This window comes from Sphingomonas gellani (assembly GCF_900110035.1).
Classification (GTDB): Bacteria; Pseudomonadota; Alphaproteobacteria; order Sphingomonadales; family Sphingomonadaceae; genus Sphingomonas; species Sphingomonas gellani.
This window is the reverse complement of record NZ_FOCF01000003.1, coordinates 374,293-396,488: the sequence shown is the minus strand read 5'-3', so window position 1 is coordinate 396,488 and position 22,196 is coordinate 374,293. Positions and strand designations below refer to the sequence as shown.

The 22,196-nt window shown below is 68.9% G+C and carries 18 protein-coding genes; 11 read left to right on the top strand and 7 right to left on the bottom strand.

The annotated features are described in order from the left end of the window. Window positions 1-80 precede the first annotated feature (80 nt). Window positions 81-965, bottom strand: a complete 885-nt coding sequence (locus BMX37_RS08695) for a TorF family putative porin (RefSeq protein WP_093665321.1) — start codon at window positions 963-965, stop codon at window positions 81-83. A gap of 210 nt (window positions 966-1,175) precedes the next feature. Between BMX37_RS08695 and BMX37_RS08690 the strand changes: the two genes are divergently transcribed. The 8 genes from BMX37_RS08690 to BMX37_RS08655 all read left to right on the top strand — a co-directional run bounded on the left by BMX37_RS08690 (window position 1,176) and on the right by BMX37_RS08655 (window position 11,179). After that, entirely contained in the window at window positions 1,176-1,793 is a 618-nt protein-coding gene (locus BMX37_RS08690) for an OB-fold-containig protein (RefSeq protein WP_093665320.1), read from the top strand. A gap of 38 nt (window positions 1,794-1,831) precedes the next feature. After that, window positions 1,832-3,586 carry a flotillin family protein gene (locus BMX37_RS08685; protein WP_244501467.1) on the top strand — a complete coding sequence of 585 codons (1,755 nt, stop codon included), beginning with the start codon at window positions 1,832-1,834 and terminating at the stop codon, window positions 3,584-3,586. A gap of 204 nt (window positions 3,587-3,790) precedes the next feature. Next, the gene (locus BMX37_RS08680; protein ID WP_093665319.1) at window positions 3,791-4,120 is read left to right on the top strand and encodes a hypothetical protein; all 330 of its coding nucleotides are present in this window, start codon (window positions 3,791-3,793) and stop codon (window positions 4,118-4,120) included. Window positions 4,121-4,176: 56 nt separating this feature from the next. Next, entirely contained in the window at window positions 4,177-5,451 is a 1,275-nt protein-coding gene (locus tag BMX37_RS08675; RefSeq protein ID WP_093665318.1) for a TolC family protein, read from the top strand. Next, window positions 5,448-6,584 carry an efflux RND transporter periplasmic adaptor subunit gene (locus BMX37_RS08670; RefSeq protein ID WP_093665317.1) on the top strand — a complete coding sequence of 379 codons (1,137 nt, stop codon included), beginning with the start codon at window positions 5,448-5,450 and terminating at the stop codon, window positions 6,582-6,584. The genes BMX37_RS08675 and BMX37_RS08670 overlap by 4 nt, the downstream gene beginning before the upstream one ends. A gap of 3 nt (window positions 6,585-6,587) precedes the next feature. Beyond that, the gene (locus BMX37_RS08665) at window positions 6,588-9,812 is read left to right on the top strand and encodes an efflux RND transporter permease subunit (protein ID WP_093665316.1); all 3,225 of its coding nucleotides are present in this window, start codon (window positions 6,588-6,590) and stop codon (window positions 9,810-9,812) included. Beyond that, window positions 9,802-10,716, top strand: a complete 915-nt coding sequence (locus BMX37_RS08660) for a cation diffusion facilitator family transporter (RefSeq protein WP_093665315.1) — start codon at window positions 9,802-9,804, stop codon at window positions 10,714-10,716. Before BMX37_RS08665 ends, BMX37_RS08660 begins: the two co-directional genes overlap by 11 nt. Window positions 10,717-10,789: 73 nt before the next feature. Continuing rightward, the gene (locus BMX37_RS08655; RefSeq protein WP_093665314.1) at window positions 10,790-11,179 is read left to right on the top strand and encodes a barstar family protein; all 390 of its coding nucleotides are present in this window, start codon (window positions 10,790-10,792) and stop codon (window positions 11,177-11,179) included. Window positions 11,180-11,188: 9 nt separating this feature from the next. Here BMX37_RS08655 and BMX37_RS08650 read toward each other — a convergent pair whose 3' ends face one another. Genes BMX37_RS08650 through BMX37_RS08640 form a run of 3 tightly spaced genes read right to left on the bottom strand, consistent with a single transcriptional unit; the run spans window position 11,189 to window position 13,361 of the window. After that, window positions 11,189-12,373, bottom strand: a complete 1,185-nt coding sequence (locus BMX37_RS08650) for an FAD-dependent monooxygenase (RefSeq protein WP_093665313.1) — start codon at window positions 12,371-12,373, stop codon at window positions 11,189-11,191. Between the two features lie 27 nt (window positions 12,374-12,400). Then, a complete protein-coding gene (locus BMX37_RS08645; RefSeq protein WP_093665312.1) occupies window positions 12,401-12,910 on the bottom strand; it encodes a MarR family winged helix-turn-helix transcriptional regulator in 510 nt (169 codons plus the stop codon). Beyond that, entirely contained in the window at window positions 12,903-13,361 is a 459-nt protein-coding gene (locus tag BMX37_RS08640) for an Rrf2 family transcriptional regulator (protein WP_093665311.1), read from the bottom strand. The genes BMX37_RS08645 and BMX37_RS08640 overlap by 8 nt, the downstream gene beginning before the upstream one ends. Window positions 13,362-13,550: 189 nt before the next feature. Between BMX37_RS08640 and BMX37_RS08635 the strand changes: the two genes are divergently transcribed. Further along, window positions 13,551-15,176 (top strand): Na+/H+ antiporter, encoded by a 1,626-nt coding sequence (locus BMX37_RS08635; protein ID WP_170841900.1) that lies wholly within the window; start codon window positions 13,551-13,553, stop codon window positions 15,174-15,176. A 48-nt stretch (window positions 15,177-15,224) separates the two neighbouring features. Here the strand turns inward: BMX37_RS08635 and maiA are convergent, their stop codons facing one another. From maiA to BMX37_RS08620, 3 genes are all read right to left on the bottom strand, one after another. Further along, window positions 15,225-15,860: a maleylacetoacetate isomerase gene (gene maiA, locus BMX37_RS08630; RefSeq protein WP_093665310.1), complete on the bottom strand. Its 636-nt coding sequence runs from the start codon at window positions 15,858-15,860 to the stop codon at window positions 15,225-15,227. Window positions 15,861-16,078: 218 nt separating this feature from the next. Further along, window positions 16,079-17,590, bottom strand: coding sequence for an alginate export family protein (locus BMX37_RS08625; RefSeq protein ID WP_170841899.1), 1,512 nt, complete (start codon window positions 17,588-17,590; stop codon window positions 16,079-16,081). Window positions 17,591-17,646: 56 nt separating this feature from the next. Further along, window positions 17,647-18,990: a dicarboxylate/amino acid:cation symporter gene (locus tag BMX37_RS08620; RefSeq protein ID WP_093665309.1), complete on the bottom strand. Its 1,344-nt coding sequence runs from the start codon at window positions 18,988-18,990 to the stop codon at window positions 17,647-17,649. A 236-nt stretch (window positions 18,991-19,226) separates the two neighbouring features. Between BMX37_RS08620 and BMX37_RS08615 the strand changes: the two genes are divergently transcribed. Beyond that, complete coding sequence (locus BMX37_RS08615) at window positions 19,227-20,903, top strand: sensor histidine kinase (protein ID WP_093665308.1); 1,677 nt, start codon at window positions 19,227-19,229, stop codon at window positions 20,901-20,903. Then, the gene (locus tag BMX37_RS08610; RefSeq protein ID WP_244501465.1) at window positions 20,900-22,195 is read left to right on the top strand and encodes a sigma-54-dependent transcriptional regulator; all 1,296 of its coding nucleotides are present in this window, start codon (window positions 20,900-20,902) and stop codon (window positions 22,193-22,195) included. Before BMX37_RS08615 ends, BMX37_RS08610 begins: the two co-directional genes overlap by 4 nt. The last annotated feature ends 1 nt before the right edge of the window (window position 22,196 follow it).

Genomic DNA, 22,196 nt, shown 5'->3' with positions numbered 1-22,196 from the left:
CGGATAAAGGCGAGCGTCAGCGCCGCCAGCCCCGCCATGATCGCGATCCACAGCATGTCCTGCATGGGTGTTCTCCGATGTCAGAAGGCGGCGGTCAGGGAGGCCAGGACCTCGCCGCCCGCGATGGTGCCGGTGCCGTCCTGCCCCTTGCTGAAGCTGGGGCGGAGATAGGCCGCCCGCCGGTACGAGATGTCCGTGTCGACATAGGACAGGTTGAAGGTCAGGTTCCGGTAGGTGACGTCCGCGCCCAGCGACCAATCCCAATAGGACCCGGTGGGCGACACTGCGGTCGCGTTCGGGCCCAGCCCATCCTGGCCCCAGCTGTGGCCGACATGACCCTTTGCCGTGACCGGCGTGCCGGCGATCGCCAGCGCGCTGTCGCCCCAGATATACGTGTTGTCGTCCTTGTCGCCGGGATGGTCGTACAGGCCGGCGGCGGCATCCGCGCCGCTGTTGTACCATTTGCCAATCGCCTGCTGCCGGGGCGCGTAGGCGACGCCTGCGGTCAGCGTGGCGGGCCCGGCCGTGCCGGTCAGCTTGACGTACGGCTCCGCGAAATCGGTCTTGTCCGCGCCGCCCGGATAGACATACCAGGTCAGCCCGACGTCCAGCGTGGCATTGTCGGCCAGCTTCGCCCGGTATCCGCCGATCAGGTCCAGTTCCATGTTGGCGCCCCCGAACGTGCCCCATCCGGCCAGGTTCGATGCCCAGGTGCCGACGTAGAGGCCGCTTTCGTGGGACACGGTGATCCCGCCCTGCACCGCCATCTGCCGATCCGACTGCGACACGCCACGGAAACGATAGTCGGACACGACCGCGACCGACCCGCTGACCGTCAGCGCGGCTGGCAGCGCGGCCGGCGGCGCGGTTTCTCCCGACGCGACCGTGTCATCCTGCACCGACTGCGCCTCGGTCGCGGCCGGCAGCCAGAACAACGCGGCCGCGACCGCATGGTGGACCTTCATCACTGCACCCCATTCGTGCGGCGACCGTCCCGCGACGACGCCTTCAGGGGAGCGCGATTAGGCGCATGCCACGTAGCAATTCGAGATCGATTCCCGCCAATCGCATATAGCGCGCGTATAGCTGGCGTTTTTTTCTCAACGTGCCGTGGCCGACCCACCGGCGCGGTCCGCGCGGTGACAGGACGGCGGCCGCGTGATAGGTCGTTGGCCGTGTTGGAGCAGTTCCTGACCGTCCCGTATCTGCCGTTCACGATCGCCTGTGTGGTGATGATCGGCATCGGCCTGATCGAGGCGATCGGGCTGGGTCTGGGGCATCTGGACCTGGACGGCGATGTCGGCGGCGACATGCATGGCGGGGTGCTGGACTGGTTGGGACTAGGCGGCGAATTGCCGATCCTGATATGGCTGACCTCCCTGCTCGGCTGCTTCACCGTGGCGGGCGTGGCCATCCAGCAGGTGGCCGAGGGCTGGCGCGCAGCGCCGCTGGCATGGCCGCTCGCAACCGCCGGCGCGTTGTTGGTCGGTGGTCTGCTCAACACCTTTGCCGCGCGCATGCTGGCCCGCATAATCCCGGGTTTCGAAACCAGCGTGATCTCCAGCGACGATCTGCTGCGCCAGCGCGCCACGGTGCTGGAGGGTACGGCCCGCCGCGGCGCCCCCGCACGCGCCAAGGTCGTCGACCGTCACGGGCAGGCCCATGTCATTATGGTCGAGCCCCATGACGATCGCGATGCGATCGCGTCCGGCTCCACCGTGCTGATCGTACGTCGGGACGGCGCGCGCTTCTTCGCGCTGGCGGATGACGATACGTTTCTTCGATCGATCTGATACAAGGGGTGCGTGGCTGACTGGGGGAGATGGTCGACGTGCCTGCATCGCTTCTGAACGTGCTGATCTATGCGGGCATCGTCCTGCTCGCCTTTGTGGTCATCGGCATCATCCTGACCCGCCTGTACCGCCGCGCGACCAAGGACGTGGCGCTGATCCGTACCGGGTTCGGCGGCGAAAAGGTCGTGCTGAACGGCGGCATCATGGTCATACCGGTCCTGCACGAACTGATGCAGGTGCGCCTGACCACCGTGAAGCTGGAGGTGTCGCGCCTGAACAAGGACGCGCTCATCACGCTGGACAAACTGCGCGTCGACGTGGTCGGCCTGTTCCACATCAAGGTGAAGCCCGACGCCGAATCGATCGCCGCCGCCGCGCAGACGCTGGGCGATTCGGTGAACAGCGCCGACGCGGTGAAGTCCCTGCTGGACGGCAAGCTGGTGTCCGCGCTGCGCTCGGTCGCGGCGACGATGACCATGGAACATCTGCACGCCAACCGCGCCGACTTCATCCAGAAGGTACAGGAAGCACTGATGACCGATCTGGACATGAACGGCTTTCACCTGGAGTCGGTCAGCATCACCCATTTCGACCAGACCGCGTTCGAGCATTTCAACGAGAACAACGCCTTCGACGCGGAGGGGCTGACCGTGCTCACCCGCACGATCGAGGAGCGAAAGAAGATCAGGAACGACATCGTCGCGACCAACCGCGTCGCGATCGAGCAACGCAATCTGGAGGCGAACAACCAAAGCCTGGAGATCGCGCAGGCGGCGGAACAGGCGCGGCTGGTGCAGGAACAGACGCTGTCCGCGCGCCGCGCCGAACAGGCGACCGCTATCGCCACTGCCGAGGCGGAGCAGACGCGCCTGGCGGAGATCGCGCGCATCACCGCGACCCAGGCGCAGACGGTTGCCCAGACGGAGGCGGACAAGGTGGTCCGGACCGCCACCATCGCGCGCGACGGCGCCATCCAGACCGCGACCATCGAGCGCGACCGGACCATCGAGATCGCCCGCATCACCACCGCCGTACAGACCGCGCAGAAGTCCGAGGAGGAATCAACCGCGACCGCCGCCGCCAACGAGGCGCGCGCACTCGCCGTTCGTGCGGAGGAAAGCGTTGCCACCGCCAAGGCCACCGAGATCGCCAACCGCAACAAGAACGTCGCCGTGATCGCCGCCACGCAGCGCGCGCAGGAGGAGGCGGTGCAGATCACCGTCGCCGCCACCGCCGAAAAGGAGGCCGCCGAGGCACGCGCCAGCGCGCTGCGCACAGAGGCGACCGCAGCGGCGGATGCCGAAAAAGTGCGCGCGGAGGGTCGTGAGGCGGCATTCAGGGTGGATGCAGCCGGACAGGCTTCGCTGAACGAGGCGACCAACATCCTCAGCGACGCGCAGACCGCGCTGCTGATCCGCAGGGCGATGCTGGACGCGCTGCCGGCGATCATCGCAGCGGCGGCCAAGCCGATGGAGAATATCGACAAGATCAGCATCCTCGACGCACGCGGCCTGCATGGCGACGGCCCGGCCGACGGCACCACTGCTGGCGGTCAGCCGAATCTGGCGGACGCTGCGGTCGCTGCCGCCATGCGTTACCGCGTGGGTGGGCCGTTGATCGACGGATTGATGGCGGAACTGGGCATGACCGGCGGAACGCTGGACGGGATGCTGGCGGGCAGCGGCACCCCGGCCAAGGCCGAGCCGTCCCGCTCCGCCAGTTCGACGACGTGGACCACCCGGATCAAGCCCGCGAACGGGAGCGGCGATCAGGGTAGCGGCGCGGCGACCTGATCGCCGCTCCGTCGCCAGGGCGTCCGCGCGGCGTTGCGGGAAATGCCTTTGTCGGGCGATCGTCACGCCTTCAAGAATTATGCACGGACGATCGACCTGCCATCTCGAAAGTAATGGTTCGGCGGATATCAGTCCCCCACCGCATCGACGCACAGGGATCACGCAAGGGTTACGCTTCGGTCCGGGCGTGCTACACGGGTGCCGATGCGCAAGCTGCTTCCATTCCTTGCCTGCCTGATGCTGGTCCTGACCGGCTGGTCGGCCATGGCGCATGCCGCGGAGGAAGCGGGCGGGCGGTTGGCTGGCGTGGAGCTTGTCGTTCACGCTCCGGGCGACGGGGACGAGGTGCCAGCGGACGGGGACAATGGCCTGCCCCATCATCACAGCATCTGTCACGGCCATGACCTGGGCGTACCACCGCTTGCGCTGGCCGAGGCCTGCCGACCCGTCACGGCTGGCCTGCCCGGCGGTCGTCCGACGCGCATGCTGACGGCGACCGAAGAGAGTGTCGCGCAAAGGCCTCCGCGCGCCTGACCCGTCGCCGGTCGGCTGTGCAGCCGGCCCGGAATGCTCGGTCGGGACAATGCAACATGATGAAGATGATCGCGGCGCTCTGCGTCGCGGTGCCTTGCGCGGCGTCGGCGCAGGCAAGCCAACAGCGCGCGTCCGCCACGATGGCGGACGGGCCGCTGACCCTGGAACAGGCGGTCGCGGCGGCGGGTGGCTCCGCACCCATGATGGAGGCGGCGAGCGCCGGCGTCGAAGCGGCCCGCGCAGCCCGGACGACGGCCGCCCTCCGCCCCAACCCGTCCCTTCAGGGGCAGGTGGAGAATGTCGTCGGCAGCGGACCCTATCGCGGCCTCAGGAGCGCGGAGACGACGCTGGGCGTCGCCGTGCCCATCGAACTGGGCGGAAAACGAGGTGCGCGCATAGCTGTCGCCGATGCGCAGTTGTCGCGGGCGGAGCTTCAGGCCGCCATGACCGCCGCGGATGTGCGGTATCAGGTGACACAGCTGTACGTGGAGGCGGTCGCGGCGGCGCGGCGTCTGTCGACTGCCGGGGACCAGCATAGGGTCACCGGCGACGCGCTGCATGCCGCACAGGTGCGCGTGCAGGCGGGGCGCGCCTCGCCGTTGGAGGAACAACGCGCCATGGTCGCACGGGCGCTGTCGCTTGCACGGCTGGAACAGACGGAGCGGCTGGCGGGGGCGACGCGAGAGAACCTGGCGCGCCGCATCGGCCGGCCCGTGGACGGTCCGCTGGACGATGCGTGGCTCGATGCACTGCCGCCCGTCACCTATGGACCCAGCGCCATAGCATCTGCCACGGGCACCCTGACGCTGGCCGCCGCGGAAGCCGATCTAGCGGTCACCGACGCCAATGTCCGATTGTTCCGCGCCGCCCGCGTTCCGGACCTCACCGTCGGCCCGGCGCTACGTCGGCTTTCGGCGACCAACGACACCGCTGCCGTGTTCAGCGTCTCGCTGCCGATCCCGCTGTTCAACGCCGGTCGCTCCGCCCTCGCCCAAGCACGATCCGAACGCGTGCGCGCGGATTCGCAGCGGCGCGCGACGGCGCTGGACGTCGAACAGGCGATCACCGACGCACGTGCGGAGGTCGCGAACGCGGCCGCCAGCGCCAGGGCGGCGTCGGGACCCGCGATGACGGCCGCGGCGGAAGCCGCCCGGATCGCCCGCATCGGCTATCGCGAGGGCAAGTTCGGGCAGCTCGACCTGCTGGATGCCGAACGCACGCTGGCCGACACCCGCCTGGCGGCGATCGACGCGCTGGCCACCTATCACAACGCCCAGGCTCGGCTGGAGCGGCTGACCGCCCCCGTGCCGCAGGGGGAGACACTGCCATGAAGATGCCCTTTCCAGGCGCCGCAATCGCCCTGACCCTGACCTTGGCGGGCTGCGGCGGCTCGCCCGAAACCAGCGACCCGACCACGAACGGCGAAGCGCCCGCGGGCCATGCCGCGGAAGGCGTCGTCACCTTGTCGCCCGACCGGATCGCAGCGGCGGGAATCCAGATCGCGCGGCCGACGACCGGCGGGGTCGGCGTCATCGACCTTCCCGCCACGATCGAGGGCGATCCGCAGGGCATGCAGATCGTGTCCGCCGCTCTGTCGGGTCGTGTGGTCGCGCTGGTCCGCAATCTGGGTGAGTCCGTCCAACGCGGACAGACCCTAGCCGTGATAGAGAGCCGAGAGGCGGCGCAGCTGAAGGGCGAAGTGGAGGCATCGCGCGCACGCTTTGCGCTCGCCCGGTCGAACCTGGCCCGCGAACAGCGCCTGTTCGCGGAACGCGTATCGCCCGAGCAGGACCTGATCGCGGCCCGCACCGCCGCGACGGAGGCGCGCATCGCCTATGACCAGGCGCGCAGCCAGGTGTCCGCCGCCGGCAGCGGTGCGGGCAGCCTGAACCGGATCGGCATCGTTGCGCCGATTGCGGGACAGGTCATCGCCCGCCCGGTGACGCTGGGCCAGACGGTTGCCGCCGATGCCGAACTGTTCCGCGTCGCAAGCCTGGGACAGCTGTCGCTGTCGCTCAACCTCCAGCCCGCCGATGCGGGGCGGGTCCGGCCGGGGACGGCCGTGACGGTGACTGCGCCGGGGCGACAGGGCACGGCGCGGGTCCGTTTCGTGTCGCCCGCGCTCGATCCCCAGACCAGATTGGTGCCGACGATCGCCACGCTTCCCAATCGCGACGGGGCCTGGCGGGTCGGGGAGGCGGTGACCGCCGCCGTGCAGATCGCCGGCGATGCCAGCGGCGCCGTCCGCGTGCCGACCACCGCCATCCAGACGGTGGACGGGCGCCCGGTGGTCTTCGTCCGCACCGGCACCGGCTTCCTGGCCACCCCGGTCACATTGGGGGAAGCGGCGGGCGATGGCGTGATCGTCCGGACGGGCCTGTCCGGGCGCGAGCGGATCGCGACCACCGGCAGCTTCACGCTCAAGGCCGAGCTGGGCAAGGGCGACGCGAGCCATGAGGACTGAACCATGATCGCCCGCATCGTCACATGGGCGGTCGAGAAGCGCTGGCTCGTCCTGGCCCTCACCGCCATCGCCGCCGCCATCGGCGCCGTCTCGCTGTATCGGCTGCCGATCGACGCGGTGCCCGATATCACCAACAATCAGGTGCAGATCAACGTCCGCGCACCCGCCTTGTCCCCCGAACTGGTGGAAAAGCAGGTGTCGTTCCCGATCGAAACGGCGCTGTCGGGCATACCTGGCCTGGACCACACGCGCTCGTTGAGCCGCAACGGCTTCGCGCAGGTGACCGCCGTGTTCTCGGACGCGACCGACATCTATTTCGCGCGTGCGCAGGTCGGCGAGCGATTGCAGGGCATCGCGGACAGCCTGCCCGACGGCGTCAGCCCGGAAATGGGGCCGATCGCGACGGGCCTGGGGGAGGTCTATATGTGGACCGTCCGCCTGCAACACCGCGCCGACGACACGCACCGCCCCGGCGAGCCGGGGCAACAGCCCGACGGCAGCTACATCACGCCGGAGGGAGAGCGGCTGACCACCGACGAGGACAGGGCGACCTATCTGCGCACGGCGCAGGACTGGATCGTCACGCCCTTGCTGAAGAATGTGGACGGCGTCGCCGGCATCGATTCGATCGGCGGTTTCGCCAAACAATATCTGGTCGTCCCCGACGTGCAGAAGCTGGCCGCGCTTCACCTGACGCTGAGCGAACTCGGGACCGCGTTGGAACGCAACAATTCCAGCATCGGCGGTGGCGTCGTCGACCGCAACGGAGAGGGGCTGGCGGTCCGGTCGGACGCGCTGATCCGCAACCAGGCGGAGCTGGGCCGTACCGTGGTCGCCACGCGCGAAGGCGTGCCGATCACGCTGGATCAGGTCGCGACGCTGCGCACCGGACAGGCGATCCGCATGGGATCGGCGTCGGAGAACGGGACGGAAGTGGTGGTCGGCACCGCCATCATGCGCATCGGCGAGAACAGCCGCACCGTGGCGAGCGCGGTGGCCGCGCGCCTGCGCTCGATCAACGCGTCGCTGCCGCCCGATGTGGTGGTGCAGCCGGTGCTCGACCGCACCGCGCTGGTCAACTCGACCATCGGCACGGTTGCGCGCAACCTGGGCGAGGGCGCGCTGCTGGTCGTGGCGGTGCTGTTCCTGCTGCTCGGCAACGGGCGCGCCGCGCTGATCGCGGCGATGGTGATCCCGATCACCATGATGCTGACCGGGTTCGGCATGCTGCGCGTGGGCGTCTCGGCCAACCTGATGAGCCTGGGCGCGCTCGATTTCGGCCTGATCGTCGACGGTGCGGTGATCATCGTCGAGAACGCGCTGCGCCGGCTGGCGGAGCGGCAGCACGCGGAAGGCCGGCTGCTGAGCCTGGATCAGCGGCTGGCCACCGTCGCCGCCGCCGCGCGGGAAATGATCCGCCCCTCCGTCTACGGACAGGCGATCATCATCCTGGTCTATGTGCCGTTGCTGACGCTGACCGGGGTGGAGGGCAAGACGTTCGTGCCCATGGCGCTGACCGTCATCATCGCACTCGCCTTTGCGTTCGTTCTGTCGCTGACATTCGTCCCGGCGATCGTCGCCATCTGGCTGTCGCGCCGGGTGGACGAGGAGGACGGTCGCATCGTCACATGGCTGAAACGCCGCTACGCCCCCGGACTGGACCGGGCGATGCGCCGTCCAACCGTCACCATCGGCGCGGCGCTCGTCAGCCTTGCGGTCGCGGCGCTCGCGTTCGCCTCGCTGGGTCAGGTGTTCCTGCCGCAACTGGACGAGGGCGACCTGCTGATCCAGGCCCTGCGCATCCCTGCGACCTCCGTACAGCAGAGCCAGTCGATGCAGGTGCCGATCGAGCGGGCGATGTCGCGACAGCCGGAGGTGCGGTTCGTCTTTTCCAAGACCGGCACCGCCGAGTTGGCGTCCGACCCGATGCCACCCAATGCGACCGACATGTTCGTGATCCTGAAGCCGCGCGCGGCGTGGCCGGACCCGCGACTGGCGAAGGAGGAACTGGTGTCGCGACTGGAAGGGGCGCTCGCACAAATTCCCGGCAACGCCTACGAGATCACGCAGCCGATCCAGATGCGCTTCAACGAACTGATCGCGGGTGTACGCGGTGATATCGCGGTGAAGGTGTTCGGCGACGACTTCGCGGCGATGACGCGCACGGCCGATCAGATCGCCGACGTGCTGCGCCGGACCGAAGGCGCGGCGGACGTCAAGGTCGAACAGACGGCCGGGCTACCGATGCTCGACATCCGGGTGAACCGCGACGCCATGGCCCGTCTCGGCATCACCGCCGGGGACGTGCAGGACACGCTGACTGCCACGATCGGCGGCCGGGGGTCGGGCACCATCTTCGAAGGGGATCGCCGCGTGCCGATCGTGATCCGCCTGTCCGACAGCCAACGCGCGGACTTGGCCCTGCTGGCGCAGGTCCAGGTGCCGGTGGCGGGCGGCGCCTATGTGCCGCTGGCCAGCGTCGCCGACATCCGCGTCGTCGACGGCCCGAACCAGATCAGCCGGGAGAACGGAAAGCGTCGCGTCGTGGTCCAGGCCAACGTCCGTGGCCGCGACGTCGGGTCGGTCGTCGCCGACGCACAGGCGGCGATCGGGCGACAGGTCCGCCTGCCCGCGGGCAGCTATCTGGAATGGGGTGGCCAGTTCGAGAACATCGCATCCGCCAGCGCGCGGCTGAAACTGGTCGTGCCGGCCTGTTTCGTGCTGATCCTGTTGCTGCTGTACGGCGCGCTCGGCAGCGTGCGCGACGCGGCGATCGTGTTCACCGGCGTGCCGTTCGCGCTGGTCGGGGGCGTGCTGCTGCTGGTCGTGCGTGGCATGGACTTTTCTATCTCGGCGGCGGTGGGGCTGATCGCGCTGTCCGGCATCGCGGTCCTGAACGGGCTGGTGATGGTCAGCGCGGTTCAGGCGCTGGTGCACGCCGGCATGGACCGGGCACAGGCGGCACGGAAGGGCGCGATGCAGCGGCTTCGCCCGGTCGCGATGACCGCGCTGGTCGCCAGCCTGGGCTTCGTACCCATGGCGCTGGGCCATGGCGCGGGCGCGGAGGTGCAGAAGCCCTTGGCCACCGTGGTCATCGGCGGGCTGATCTCCGCCACGTTGCTGACGTTGTTCGTGCTGCCGACGCTGTATGGCCGGTTCGGCCAACGCCCGCCGCAGGACAACTCGACACGCGCGACGAACCATCGGGAGACTCCGGATGCCGCATGACGACCATGGCGCAGGCCACGCCCATGACCATACCGCGGGGGCCAATGCACGCATGCTAGGCTGGGCGCTGGCGCTGACCGCCACCTATCTGGTGGCGGAGGTGATCGGCGGCCTCTGGTTCAACAGCCTGGCGCTGCTGTCCGATGCGGCGCACATGCTGACCGACGTCGCGGCGCTGGTCATGTCGTTGCTGGCGATCGCGCTAGGGCGAAAGCCGCCCGACGATCGGCGCACCTTCGGTTATCGCCGGTTCGAGATTCTGGCCGCCGCGTTCAACGCGGTCCTGCTGTTTGCCATCGCCATCTATGTCTTCGTGGAGGCGATCCGGCGGTTCAGCCAGCCGCAGGAGGTGCAGTCCTGGGGCATGCTGATCGTCGCGGCGATCGGCCTGGCCGTGAACCTGGTGTCCATGCGGCTGCTGACCGCCGGAAAGGATGCCAGCTTCAACGTCAAGGGCGCGTATCTGGAGGTATGGGCCGACATGATCGGCTCCGTCGGGGTCATCGCCGGCGCGGTGGCGATCCGCTTCACGGGATGGACGTGGATCGATCCCGTGGTCGCCGTGGCGATCGGGCTGTGGGTGCTGCCACGCACCTGGATTCTGCTGCGCGATACGAGCAACGTGCTGCTGGAAGGGGTACCGCGCGGTGTCGTCCTGTCGGATGTGCGGGCGGCGATCGGTAACGTGCGCGGCGTGTCGGGACTGCACGACCTGCACGTCTGGTCGACCTCCAACGACGAAAACAGCTGCACCGTCCATGTCACGCTGGACGATGCGGCCGATCCCGACACGGTCCGCACCGCCATCGTCGCCGAGATGGAGCGGCGTTTCGGCATCGCCCATGTGACCGTACAGGCGGAACGGCCGGACGCGCTATGCGACGCCGCCACACGCCACGCCTGAGGGTCGCGGAACGGCGACAATCGCGGGCCGACAGGCTAATCGCGGCGGCATCGGCATGACAGGATGATGGACCATCAAGACACTGATCATCCAGGGCGGCGCCATCCGCGACATTCCGTCCTTCTACGAAGAGATCAACCGCGTCTTCATGTCGGCAGAAGACTGGTCGCTGGGGCAGAGCCTGGACGCCTTGGACGACATGCTCCGTGGCGGCTACGGTGCGATCGAGGGGCGTGAGCCGGTGCGGCTGATCTGGCGCGACATGGAGCATAGCCGCGCGGCGCTGGGTACCGAGACCACACGCGCTTACCTCACCGCGAAGCTGGACCAGCCCGGCCGCTACAACATGGCGACCATCGGCCGCCAGCTGGCCGAGCTGGAGGGCGGCACGGGCCAGACCTATTTCGAGATCGTGCTGGCCATCATCGCCGAACACGCCAACATCGCGCTCGTCGCCGCCTGACCCGCCGCCTCAGCCATAGGGCGACAGGTCGACCTCCTTGCCGGGGCCGCCGAACAGCTTCGCGGCGGTGGCACGCACCGGCGCCAGGCTGGCGACCCCCAGCACGCCGTGGAGCATACGGATGCCGAGCCGGCTGTCGGGATGCATCAGGCGCGGTCCGATCTTCGGCACCCCCTGCCCGTCCTCGACCATGGGCCGCATCTGGCGTTCATAAGCGGCAAACGCGGCCTGCACCGTGTCGTGCCGCGCCAGCTCCTGCGCCAGCACATAGGCGCCGGTCACCGCCAGCGTCGTCCCGACCCCGGCAAGCGGCGTCGCGCACCATGCCGCGTCGCCGGTCAGCGCCACCGCCCCATTAGACCAGCGCGGCATCCGCACCTGACGCAGCACGTCCAGGTAGAAGTCGTCCGTATCCTCCATCCCCGCCAGCACGCGCGGCGTCTCCCAGCCGGCATCGGCGAATTGTTCGCGCAGGAACGCCTTTTGCCGATCGGCATCCCAGTCCTGTTCGCCCTCGGACGCCCGTGACAGGCAGAGCATCGCGCGCGTGGTGCCGTGGCGGTCGGGACGCAGCGACACGCTGCGCTTGCCCGGCGCGTTGTACCAGCGCCACATGCGATCGTCGTCGGGCGCGCGCGGGATGGTGAAATAGGCGATGGTCATGTCCATCCACCGCGCATCGTTCTCCCCGGCGAATGCCAGCTCGCGCGTGGTCGACCCGACGCCCTCGGCAACGATCAGCGCGTCGTAGCGCTCGGTTCCACCGCTGGAGAGGGTGACGGACACCCCGTCCGCTTCCTGATCGACGCCGTTCACATGGTCGCCGAAGCGGAAGCGGGCATGGTCCTTGCCTGCGTCCATCAACAGGCGTGCCAGGTCGCCGCGCAGGATCTCCATCTCCGCGGTCGGTCCGTCGGTACCGATATCGGCCGTGACGAAGCGCGCGGCGTCCGAGCCATCTTCATTGACCCACACGGTGCCTTCCTCGCCTGTGCCCCGATCCAGCGCCGCCTGTTCCAGCCCGAGCCGCCTGAGCACCTCGCGCCCGACCCCGCGAACGTCGATATTCTGTCCGCCGTCCCGAAACTCGGGCGCGCGTTCCAGCACCGTGACGTCGAAGCCATGCCGGCCCAATACGCTGGCGGTGGCATTGCCGGCGATGCTCGCCCCGGTGATCAGGACCTTTTTGGACATGGCAGCTTCTCCTCGCCGCCCTGAACATCATGAATGATGTTTATGTTCCGCCTCGAACCCGTCGATCAATCGCTGGAGCAGCCGGACAAGGGTATCCGCCTCCTCCTGCGACAGGCCGGACAGCCCACGGGCATTCTCCGCGCGCAGGGCATCGCCGCCGATCGCGGCCATGCGGCTGCCCTTGTCGGTCAGCGATACGATCGCGGCCCGGCCGTCATCCGGCGACTGCGCGCGCTCGATCAGCGCCATCCCCTCCAGCTTGTCGAGCAGGGCGACCATCGCCGGCTGTTTCACCGCCGACCCCGCGACCAGATCGCGCTGCCGCATCGGGCCACGCCACGACAGCAACAGGATCGGGCCGATCAGGCTGAGCGACAGGCCGTGCCGGCGCAGCGCGGCATCGACGTTGCGGTTGAACACCCGTGCGGCATGGTTGGCGAGATACCCCGGCGCGACCGCCGCCTCGGGATGCGGGCGATCCTCTTCCGACACCCGCGTGGGCCGGTCGCCCGACGCCCTCTCCGCGGCATCATCCATGGCCGATGTCCGACCGGTCCATCCCCAGCGCGGACAGGCGCGTGTCGAAGTTGCGGGCCAGTGCCGACAGCGTCACGCCGGCCATGCGGGTCAGCAGAACCGCCTCCGCCTGCCGCCGGGCATCGTCCAGTTCGGCGTTCACCGCCTGCTCCACCAGACAGTCGGGTCGCTCGCTGCGGTTGCCGAAGGCGAAGATGCGTGGCGCGCCCAGCGCCTCATAGACCATGCGCAGCGTCACTTCGTCCGGGTTCCTGGCCAACGACCAGCCGCCGCCATGCCCCTTTACGGAGTGGACGATGCCCGCATCGCGCAACCCGGCCAGCGTGCGCCGGGCGACCACCGCGTTGCTCCCCATCGCCCGGGCCATCGCCTCCGACGTCACCGGGCCGTCCGCATCGGCCAGATGCAGCAGGAGGTGCAGGACGCTGGACAGGCGAACGTCGGACGACATGCATGGTCAGGTGTTCCCCACGACTGCACGTGTCAACCGGACCGATCGTCCGGCGCCCCCCCCCTGGCGGCGATCCGATCCCGCTTGGCCCTCGGCAAGTCCGGGCAAAGCCGGTGTTGAACCGCCAAAAGGGTTGTCGCACGCCTGTTCTACACCTTACGGAGTAATTGTCAGCACCGGAGAAGCCATTTGGAAGTTGTATCGCTCAGCCTGTTTCTGCTCCTGGCAGTGGTGATCAGCGTGGCCGCCGCACGCATGCTGCCCCTGTCCATACCCACACCGTTGGTGCAGATCGCGCTGGGCGCCCTGATCGGGCTGTCGACCTCGTACCGGGTGGAACTGGACCCGGAACTGTTCCTGCTGCTGTTTCTGCCGCCCCTGCTGTTCCTTGACGGGTGGCGCATCCCCAAGGACGAATTGTTCAAGGATCTGTCCACCGTGGTGGAACTGGCGCTGGGGCTGGTGCTGCTGACGGTGGTGGGCATGGGCCTGTTCATCCATTGGATGATCCCGGCCATGCCGCTGGCGGTCGCGTTCGCGCTGGCGGCGGTGGTGTCTCCGACCGACCCGATCGCGGTGTCGGCGATCGCGGCGCGCGTGCCCATCCCGAAGCGGATGATGCACATCCTGGAGGGGGAGTCGCTGCTCAACGACGCGTCCGGCCTGGTCTGCCTGCGCTTCGCCATCGCCGCCGCGCTGACCGGCACGTTTTCGGCGGGCGCGGTGGCGCTTAACTTCCTGTGGGTCGCGGGCGCCGGCCTGGCGATCGGAGTCATCCTGACCGCCGCCGTGTCGCGAGCCAAGGCGTGGCTGACGCGCCGATCGGGCGAGGACACGGGGTCGCAGATCCTGGTCAGCCTGTTGATCCCGTTCGGATCCTATCTGCTGGCCGAACATCTGCACGCGTCCGGCATCCTTGCCGCAGTCAGTGCCGGCGTGACGATGACCTTTGTGGAAATCTCCCGCCAGGCGGCCGCCGTCACGCGGATGCGCCGCAACTCGGTATGGGACACCGTCCAGTTCGCGCTGAACGGCATCATCTTCGTGCTGCTTGGCGAACAGCTGCCCGCCATTCTCGCCAATGCGCGGCAGACGGTGGCGATCACCGGCCATGCCTCGCCCTGGTGGCTGGGCGCGTACATCCTCGCGATCGTCACCGGGCTGGTGGTGCTGCGCTTCGTCTGGGTGTGGGTGTCGCTTCGCCTGACCATCCTGCGCAAGGCGACGGGAATCGGGCGCAGCCCCGACTGGCGCGTGGTCGCGACAACCTCCTTTGCCGGCGTGCGTGGCGCGATCACCCTGGCCGGCGTGCTGACGCTGCCCCTGACCATGGCCGATGGCAGCGCGTTTCCCGGGCGCGACCTTGCCATCTTCCTGGCCGCCGGGGTGATCATCGTTTCGCTGATCCTGGCCACGCTGACGCTGCCGATCCTGCTCAAGGGACTCGCCCTGCCTGCCCAGCCGTCGGGGCAGGAGGAAGAGGACGCCGCCAGGATCTCAACCGCCAAGGCGGCGGTGCGCGCGATCGAGCGGCACCAGCATGCGCTGGCCGAGGAGCATGACGATCCCGACCTCTACACCGCGGCCGGCTCGCGGGTGATGGACTTCTACCGCGACCGGATCGACGGCCTGACCGACGGCGCGTCCGACGCGCTGCGCCAGCAGGAAGCATTGGCGTCGGAGCTGCGGCTGGTGGGCGTAAAGGCTGAACGCGAACAGCTCACCCGCCTGATCCGCGACCGATCCGTCGGCAGCGAGACGGCGCGCAAGCTGGTGCGGGAACTGGACCTGGCGGAGGCACGGCATCGGGGCTGAGCGCCCGGCGGTGCGTGGGTGATGCGGCGATGCCGCCAGCCGCCACCCTCATTCCGTGTCGATCTGGTTCTCCGGTCTGGCACGCCGAAAGGCGTCGAGTTCCAGGCACGCGGCCTCGATCGCCAGCAGACGCGGCCAGCGCAGGTCCACGCCGAACCGCCGCGCGTTGACCAGCTGCGGCACCAGACAGATGTCGGCCAGCGTCGGCGCATCGCCAAAGCAATAAGGGTTCGTCGCGTCGCCGATCAGCGCCGCGCAGGCGTCCAGCCCGTCGGCGATGACGTCGCGCGCCCAGCCCGTCACCTGCTCCTCGTCCAACCCCATCGCGCGGAGCCGGGCCAGCACCTTCAGGTTCTGGACGGGGTGGATGTCGCAGGCGATCGCCTGCGCAAAGGCGCGGACATGCGCCCGCTTCACCGGCTCATCCGGCAACAGCGGCGGCGACGGGTGGGTCTCGTCCAGATATTCGCAGATTGCGAGGCTCTGCGTCAGCACCGCGCCATCGACCTCCAGCACGGGCAACAGCCCTTGCGGATTGATCGCGCGAAACGCCGCCGCCTTTTGTTCGCCCTTGCGCAAATGGTGGATGGCATCGGCATAGCGGATGCCCTTCAGGTTCAGCGCGATGCGAACGCGATAGGAGGCGGTGGAGCGGAAATAGCCATGGAGCAAGGGTTCGGTCATGCGCGTGCCTGCACAGCGGCGGTGCGACCGGGGCAGCGGTGCGTCGTCAGCATCCTCACATCATCCTCCACCCGGCGGACCCAACGTCTCGTCCGAGTGGCCGCCACATCCGGCGCGCCCGAGCGCGCGCCCTGGCGCGGCGTAGCAGGACGGCCGCGCTACCGCGAGCCTCGCCCGGTACCGTCCGCCAACGCCCCTGCACGGGGGGGGGGCCGTTGTCAGAATCGCAGGCTGATCCATCCGGCCAGGAAATCGGAACTGCGATAGCCGGCATTGGTCAGCGCCGGTCCCGCCGCCAGATGCTCGTAGCGCCCGGTGACCGACAGGCGCGGCGACAGCGACCAGACGACCTGCGCCCGTGCCGTCTCCGCGACCTTGCGACCGGCAACCGACTGCGTGCCGGCGAACGCCTGGCCATTGGCCCGGTACACCGCGTCCGACAGGCTGTCGCGCCAGGAGAACTGATATTCCAGCGACGCGCGGACCTTTGCCATCGGTTGAAAGCTGACGTTCGGTGCCGCCGCGATCAGGTTGGTCGGGGTCGCGTAGAGCTGGTAGCTGTAATAGACGTTGTTGCCGAACGGGGCGAGCGCGTTGCGCAGCTTGCCGCCGTCATAGGCCCCGCCGCCGCTGGCATAGTCGACATGGAAACCGACGCGCGGCGCGCTGCGGTCCTTGCCGACGCGATAGCTCTGCGCGAACAGCAACTGCCAGGCGGAGATGTCGCGGTCGGCATAGCGGCCACCCTGGTGATTGATCGTCCAGTCCAGGTTGACCGGCCCCGCATCGCCCCAGATGTGCAGGCCGTAGAATTCACGCTCCTCACGCGCGCTCTGCCCGCCCCACACTGCCGCCCGGTTCCGCAACCGCCAGAAGAACGGATCGACGTACAGCTTGGACCCGCCGAACAGATCGCGCGGCAGGACGACGCCACCCGATACGCCGGAAAAGCGCCGCCCATCGCTGTTCAGGTCGTCGCCGGTGCCCGTCTGACCCGGACGCGTCACGGTGAAGTCGAACACGTCGACGCGCGTCGTTCGGGTGTGGCCCCAGGCACGCACGCCGTTGAAGGTCAGGAAGATCGTGTTGTTGTCACGCGGCACGACCAGCAGGTTGGGGCCGTCGGCAAAGGTCTGTCGCCCGTACCGGATGCCTAGGTCCGCGCCCCCGACCTGTGTCGTCGCGTCGGCAAAGGACTGCTGCACGATCAGCCGGTTGCGGAGCAGGCCGGATGGCGAACCGATATTGGGGCCGGAGATGCCGGCATGCGCGACCTCCCCGAAAAAGCGGAAATGCTTGCCGACATGCAGGTCCGCGCCGCCGACGATGCGGTCGATGTCCTGCCGCTGCGCATCCTGTTCGCGCAGGTCCGGATTGGTTGTCTGGTTGACGCGCAGCCGCACCTCTCCCGACAGGGTCAGGTACACGTCGTCACCGACCAGCGGGATGAACTTCATCCGGTCGATCGGATCGCGACGCTTTGCCGGATCGCTCAGCGCACTCCAGTCCTCCACCCAACGCGACTGGTTGTAGCCGTTCGCCGTCGACCCGTTGCCCAGCGCCTCGACGGGATAGGATTCGGACAGCGGCGCGGCCAGCGTCTGGCGGGCGCGTTCGTTCTGCGCCGTGGCCGGTGGCGACGGTGCGTTTGTCTGGGCCGGGGCGGACGCCGCCGCCACCAGGGCGAGCGCGGCGGTGGCGGTGGCGAAGCCCCGCGGGTTGATCGACATGATGATGCTTTCTGGTCGGCGGCGGATGCGCGGTGCGACCGCGCGTCCGTCCGCGATTACTCGGCGGGAATGGCGCTGGCGGACAGCTGGTCGACGCGGGGACCGGGATGCCCGGATAGCGCATGGGCGAGCTGCTCGCTGTCCAACTTGCCCTCCCACCGCGACACAACCACGGTGGCGACCGCGTTGCCGATGAAGTTGGTCAGGCTGCGACATTCGCTCATGAAGCGGTCGACGCCCAGGATCAGCGCCATGCCGGCCACGGGCACCGAGGGTACGATCGACAACGTCGCGGCCAGCGTGATGAACCCCGCGCCGGTGACACCCGCCGCGCCCTTGGACGACAGCATGGCGACGAGCAGCAGCAGCAGTTGCTGGCCGATCGTCAGGTCGACGTTGCACGCCTGCGCGATGAACAGCGCGGCCAGCGTCATGTAGATGTTGGTGCCGTCCAGGTTGAATGAATATCCGGTCGGCACGACCAGCCCGACGATCGACTTCGGACAGCCGGCGCGCTCCATCTTCTCGATCAGCGACGGCAGCGCGCTTTCGGAAGACGAGGTGCCGAGCACCAGCAACAGCTCCGCCTTCAGATAGGCGACCAGCCGGAAGATGGAAAAGCCGGACAGGCGGCTGACCGCGCCCAGCACGATCACCACGAACAGGACACTGGTCAGGTAGAATGCGCCGACCAGCGTCGCCAGGTTGACCAGCGTGCCGACCCCGTACTTGCCGATAGTGAAGGCCATCGCCCCGAACGCGCCGATCGGGGCCGCGCGCATCAGGATCGACACCACCTTGAACACCGCCAGCGACACGTCCTCAAGCGCGCCAAGCAGCCGGTCGCCGCGATCCCCGATCAGGGCCAGCCCGATGCCGAACAGGATGGCGACGAACAGCACCTGCAGGATGTTGCCCTCCGTCAGGGCGCCGACGAACGTGTCGGGGATGATGCCGGTCAGGAATCCGGTGATCGTGGTCTCATGCGCCTTGCTGGCGTATTCCGCGACCTTGCTGGTATCCAGCGTGGCGGGGTCGATGTTCAGCCCCGCGCCGGGACGGACGACGTTGCCGACCACCATGCCGATGATCAGCGCAAAGGTGGAAAAGAACAGGAAATAGGCGAATGCCTTGCCCGCGACCCGGCCCACCGACGCGATGTCGCGCATCCCGGCGATGCCGGTGACGATGGTCAGGAAGATGACCGGCGCGATGATCATCTTCACCAGCTTGATGAAGGCATCGCCCAGCGGCTTCATCGCTTCGCCGGTCTGCGGATAGAAGTGGCCGAGCAGGACGCCCAGCGTGATCGCGATCAGCACCTGTACGTAGAGCTGCGCGTACCACGGCTTGCGCTCGGGCAGCGGAGCCGCGGACGGTGAATGGGCGGCCTGGATCATGATCGCGAACCTCTCCTTCCGCTGCTTGCGAGCGGATCGATCTATGCTTGCATCCTGCGGCGGAACGCGGCGCGGACCATCACGAAAAATCGATAGGTGAGTTTCTAGTTATTTCTCAGTGGCTTGGGAGGTACGCCGCAAGTGAGGGCATGTCGTCCCGTGCAGCTTTTCGCCTGCGGCCGCGACGACCAGTGCAAGAACTTGCACAAGCGCCCCGCGAGACTAGGGTCGATCGTATGAGTCGCGAGAACGCAATCCGCGTGCGCTGGCTGGCGGCCGTCCTGCTGCTGGCGCTGCTCGTCGGATATGGCGCGGGCCAGATCACGTGGGACCGGGCGCGTCAGGCCCTGTCACGCAGCCTGGTGACCGACGCCCGCCTGCGCGCGTCGCTGCTGAACAGCGAAATCGCCCGGTTCCGCCTGGTTCCGCTGACGCTGAGCGACGACCGCGACGTGGTCGCGACCCTGTCCGGTTCCGCGCCGGCGACCCTGAACCGAAAGCTGGAGATGCTGGCACGGACCACCGGCGCGTCCGTCATCTATGTGGTGGACCGGTCGGGCCGTGCGGTAGCGGCAAGCAACTGGCGCACGTCGTCCAGCTTCGTCGGCAGCGACTACGCGTTCCGCCGCTATGTCCGCGACGCGCAGCGGTTCGGCGCCGCCGCCCAGTTCGCGCTTGGTACGGTCAGCGGTCGGCCCGGCCTGTACCTGGCCCGGCGAACGACCGCGGGCGGCGTTGTCGTCGTGAAACTGGAGTTCGATGGGGTGGAGGCGGACTGGTCGCGCGCCGGCGGCGACACCTTCGTGCGCGATCCCCATGGCGTTGTGCTGGTCAGCAGCCGTCCGGCCTGGCGCTTCGCCCTCACCCAACCCTTGTCCCCGCGACTGCTGGCCACGGTACGTTCCGAGGCGAGCCTACCGCCAGGGTCGCTGCGCCTGCTTCCCTCTCCCTTGCAGGAGGTGACGGCGACAGTCGCCACGGCGCATCCCGGCTGGACGCTGACGCTGCGCAAGGCCGTTGGCGCGACGGAGCGGGCCGCCGCCCGCACGGTCGGGATCGGCGCCGGACTGGCGGTGGTCGCGCTCGCCGCGCTGCTCTGGGGCCTGCGACAGCGCAGCCGCTCCGCGCGCCGCCGCACCGCCGAACTGGAGGACGCGGTGGCGGCCCGTACCGCGCTGCTGACGCGAGAGATGGAGGAACGAGCGGCCGGAGAGGCGCGCGCCGCCGACCTGCGCGAGGGGCTGCGCCAGGCGAACCGGCTGGCGACGCTGGGTCAGGTCACCGCCAGCGTGGCGCACGAAACGGCACAGCCGGTCGCGGCGATCCGGACCTATGCGCAGACCAGCGCCGCCCTGCTCGACCGCGGCGACATGGACGCCGTGCGCGCCAATCTTTCCGCGATCGCGCGCCTGTCGGACCGGATCGGCACCGTGACGGAGGAACTGCGCGGCTTTGCCCGGCGGCGGCCCGGTCCCAAGCGCCCGGTGACGCTGGCCGGCGTGGTGGACGGGGCGGCGCTGATCCTGAAGGAGCAGTTGCGGCGCGTGACCTTCGACCGGCCCGCGATCGATGCCGGGCTGCACGTCAGCGGCGGGCACATCCGTCTGGAACAGGTGCTGGTCAACGTGCTGCAGAACGCGCTGGAGGCGCTGCGCGACACGCCTGACCCGCGCATCGCGATGACGCTGTCGGTCAATGGCGGCCATGTCGTGCTGGCGGTGACGGACAACGGACCGGGCGTGTCGGCGGAGGTCGCCGCGCGCCTGTTCACCCCCTTCGTCACCAGCCGCGCCGACGGGCTCGGCCTGGGGCTGGTCATCGCGCATGACATCATGACCGATATCGGCGGCACGTTGCGCCATGTCGCGGGCGCATCCGGTGCACGTTTCGAGATAGAGATGGTGCTGGCGTGAGCGGCTCCCCCTCCCTGACCGCCCCGTTGGTCGTCGCTCTGGTCGATGACGACGACGACCTGCGCACCGCGACGGCACAGCTGCTGTCGCTCGCGGGTCACGAGGTCCGCCCCTTCGCCGCCGCCGCGCCGGCCCTGGCGGCGATCGACGACAGCTTCCCCGGCGTGGTCGTGACCGATGTGCGGATGCCGGGCATGTCCGGTATCGAACTGTTCCGCGCCCTCGTTGGGCGGGATGCCGAGCTGCCCGTCATCCTGATCACCGGGCATGGCGATGTCGAGATGGCGGTGTCCGCGCTGAAGGACGGGGCCTGGGATTTCCTGTCCAAGCCGTTCGACCCCGACGCGCTGCTGGCCGCGGTGGCGCGCGCGGCGACGGCGCGCGCGCTGGCGATGGAGAACCGTCGCCTGCGCACGCTGGCCGAGGAGTCGGCGGCGGACGAGCTGGTCGGTCAGTCGCCCGCGATACGTCGCCTGCGGACCACCCTGCCCGTGGTGGCGGACGCCGATCTGGACGTCGTGCTGGAGGGGGAGACGGGGACCGGCAAGCAACTGCTCGCCCGACTGATCCACCGGGCGAGCCGGCGCAACCGCCACCGGCTGGTGACGCTGGATTGCGCGGTGCTGCCCGCCGCGGCGGAGGATGCCGCCTTCGACGCCCATGGCGCCATTTCGCGGGCCGGTCGCGGCACGCTGTTCCTCGACAATCTGGACCGCGCCGACGAGCGTTTGCAACACAGGCTGGCGCAGTTCGTCGAACGACGCGCCGTCGCCCTCGATACGCGCGATCCCGTGCCGGTCGATGCGCGCATCATCGCGGCGGTCGATGAGGGTGGACGATCGCGCGTGCTGCCGACGCTGTTCCACCGGCTCGCGGCGGTGACGTTGCGCCTGCCGCCACTGGCCGAGCGGCCGGAGGACGTTCCCCTGCTGGTGGCGCACTTCCTGGCGGCGCAGGGGGGCGGCCGATCCCAGTCGGCAAGGGCGCCGTCCGACCTCGCGCATCTGACCGGACGGCGGACATGGCCGGGCAACGTGCGCGAGCTGGAGATGGCGGTGGCGCGCGCCGCGCTGGGCCTGGACGAGGCCGCGCCCGTATCGGCCGATCTTCCGCTGCCCGAACGGGTCCGCGCCTATGAACAGGCGTTGATCGTCGATGCGGTGACGCGCGCCGGTGGAGAGGTATCGCGGGCGGTGGACCTGCTCGGCATCCCGCGCGAGACGTTTTACTACCGGGTCAAACGGCTCGGCATCGACCTGAAGCGGCTGCGCGGCGCGCCGGGTGCCGGATAGC

Excerpts from the sequence above, each read along its gene's own strand:
- BMX37_RS08695 (WP_093665321.1), bottom strand. The coding sequence starts at position 965 with ATGAAGGTCCACCATGCGGTCGCGGCCGCGTTGTTCTGGCTGCCGGCC.
- BMX37_RS08680 (WP_093665319.1), top strand. The coding sequence starts at position 3,791 with ATGCGCAAGCTGCTTCCATTCCTTGCCTGCCTGATGCTGGTCCTGACC.
- BMX37_RS08675 (WP_093665318.1), top strand. The coding sequence starts at position 4,177 with ATGATGAAGATGATCGCGGCGCTCTGCGTCGCGGTGCCTTGCGCGGCG.
- BMX37_RS08670 (WP_093665317.1), top strand. The coding sequence starts at position 5,448 with ATGAAGATGCCCTTTCCAGGCGCCGCAATCGCCCTGACCCTGACCTTG.
- BMX37_RS08665 (WP_093665316.1), top strand. The coding sequence starts at position 6,588 with ATGATCGCCCGCATCGTCACATGGGCGGTCGAGAAGCGCTGGCTCGTC.
- BMX37_RS08660 (WP_093665315.1), top strand. The coding sequence starts at position 9,802 with ATGCCGCATGACGACCATGGCGCAGGCCACGCCCATGACCATACCGCG.
- BMX37_RS08650 (WP_093665313.1), bottom strand. The coding sequence starts at position 12,373 with ATGTCCAAAAAGGTCCTGATCACCGGGGCGAGCATCGCCGGCAATGCC.
- BMX37_RS08645 (WP_093665312.1), bottom strand. The coding sequence starts at position 12,910 with ATGGATGATGCCGCGGAGAGGGCGTCGGGCGACCGGCCCACGCGGGTG.
- BMX37_RS08640 (WP_093665311.1), bottom strand. The coding sequence starts at position 13,361 with ATGTCGTCCGACGTTCGCCTGTCCAGCGTCCTGCACCTCCTGCTGCAT.
- maiA (WP_093665310.1), bottom strand. The coding sequence starts at position 15,860 with ATGACCGAACCCTTGCTCCATGGCTATTTCCGCTCCACCGCCTCCTAT.
- BMX37_RS08625 (WP_170841899.1), bottom strand. The coding sequence starts at position 17,590 with ATGTCGATCAACCCGCGGGGCTTCGCCACCGCCACCGCCGCGCTCGCC.
- BMX37_RS08620 (WP_093665309.1), bottom strand. The coding sequence starts at position 18,990 with ATGATCCAGGCCGCCCATTCACCGTCCGCGGCTCCGCTGCCCGAGCGC.
- BMX37_RS08615 (WP_093665308.1), top strand. The coding sequence starts at position 19,227 with ATGAGTCGCGAGAACGCAATCCGCGTGCGCTGGCTGGCGGCCGTCCTG.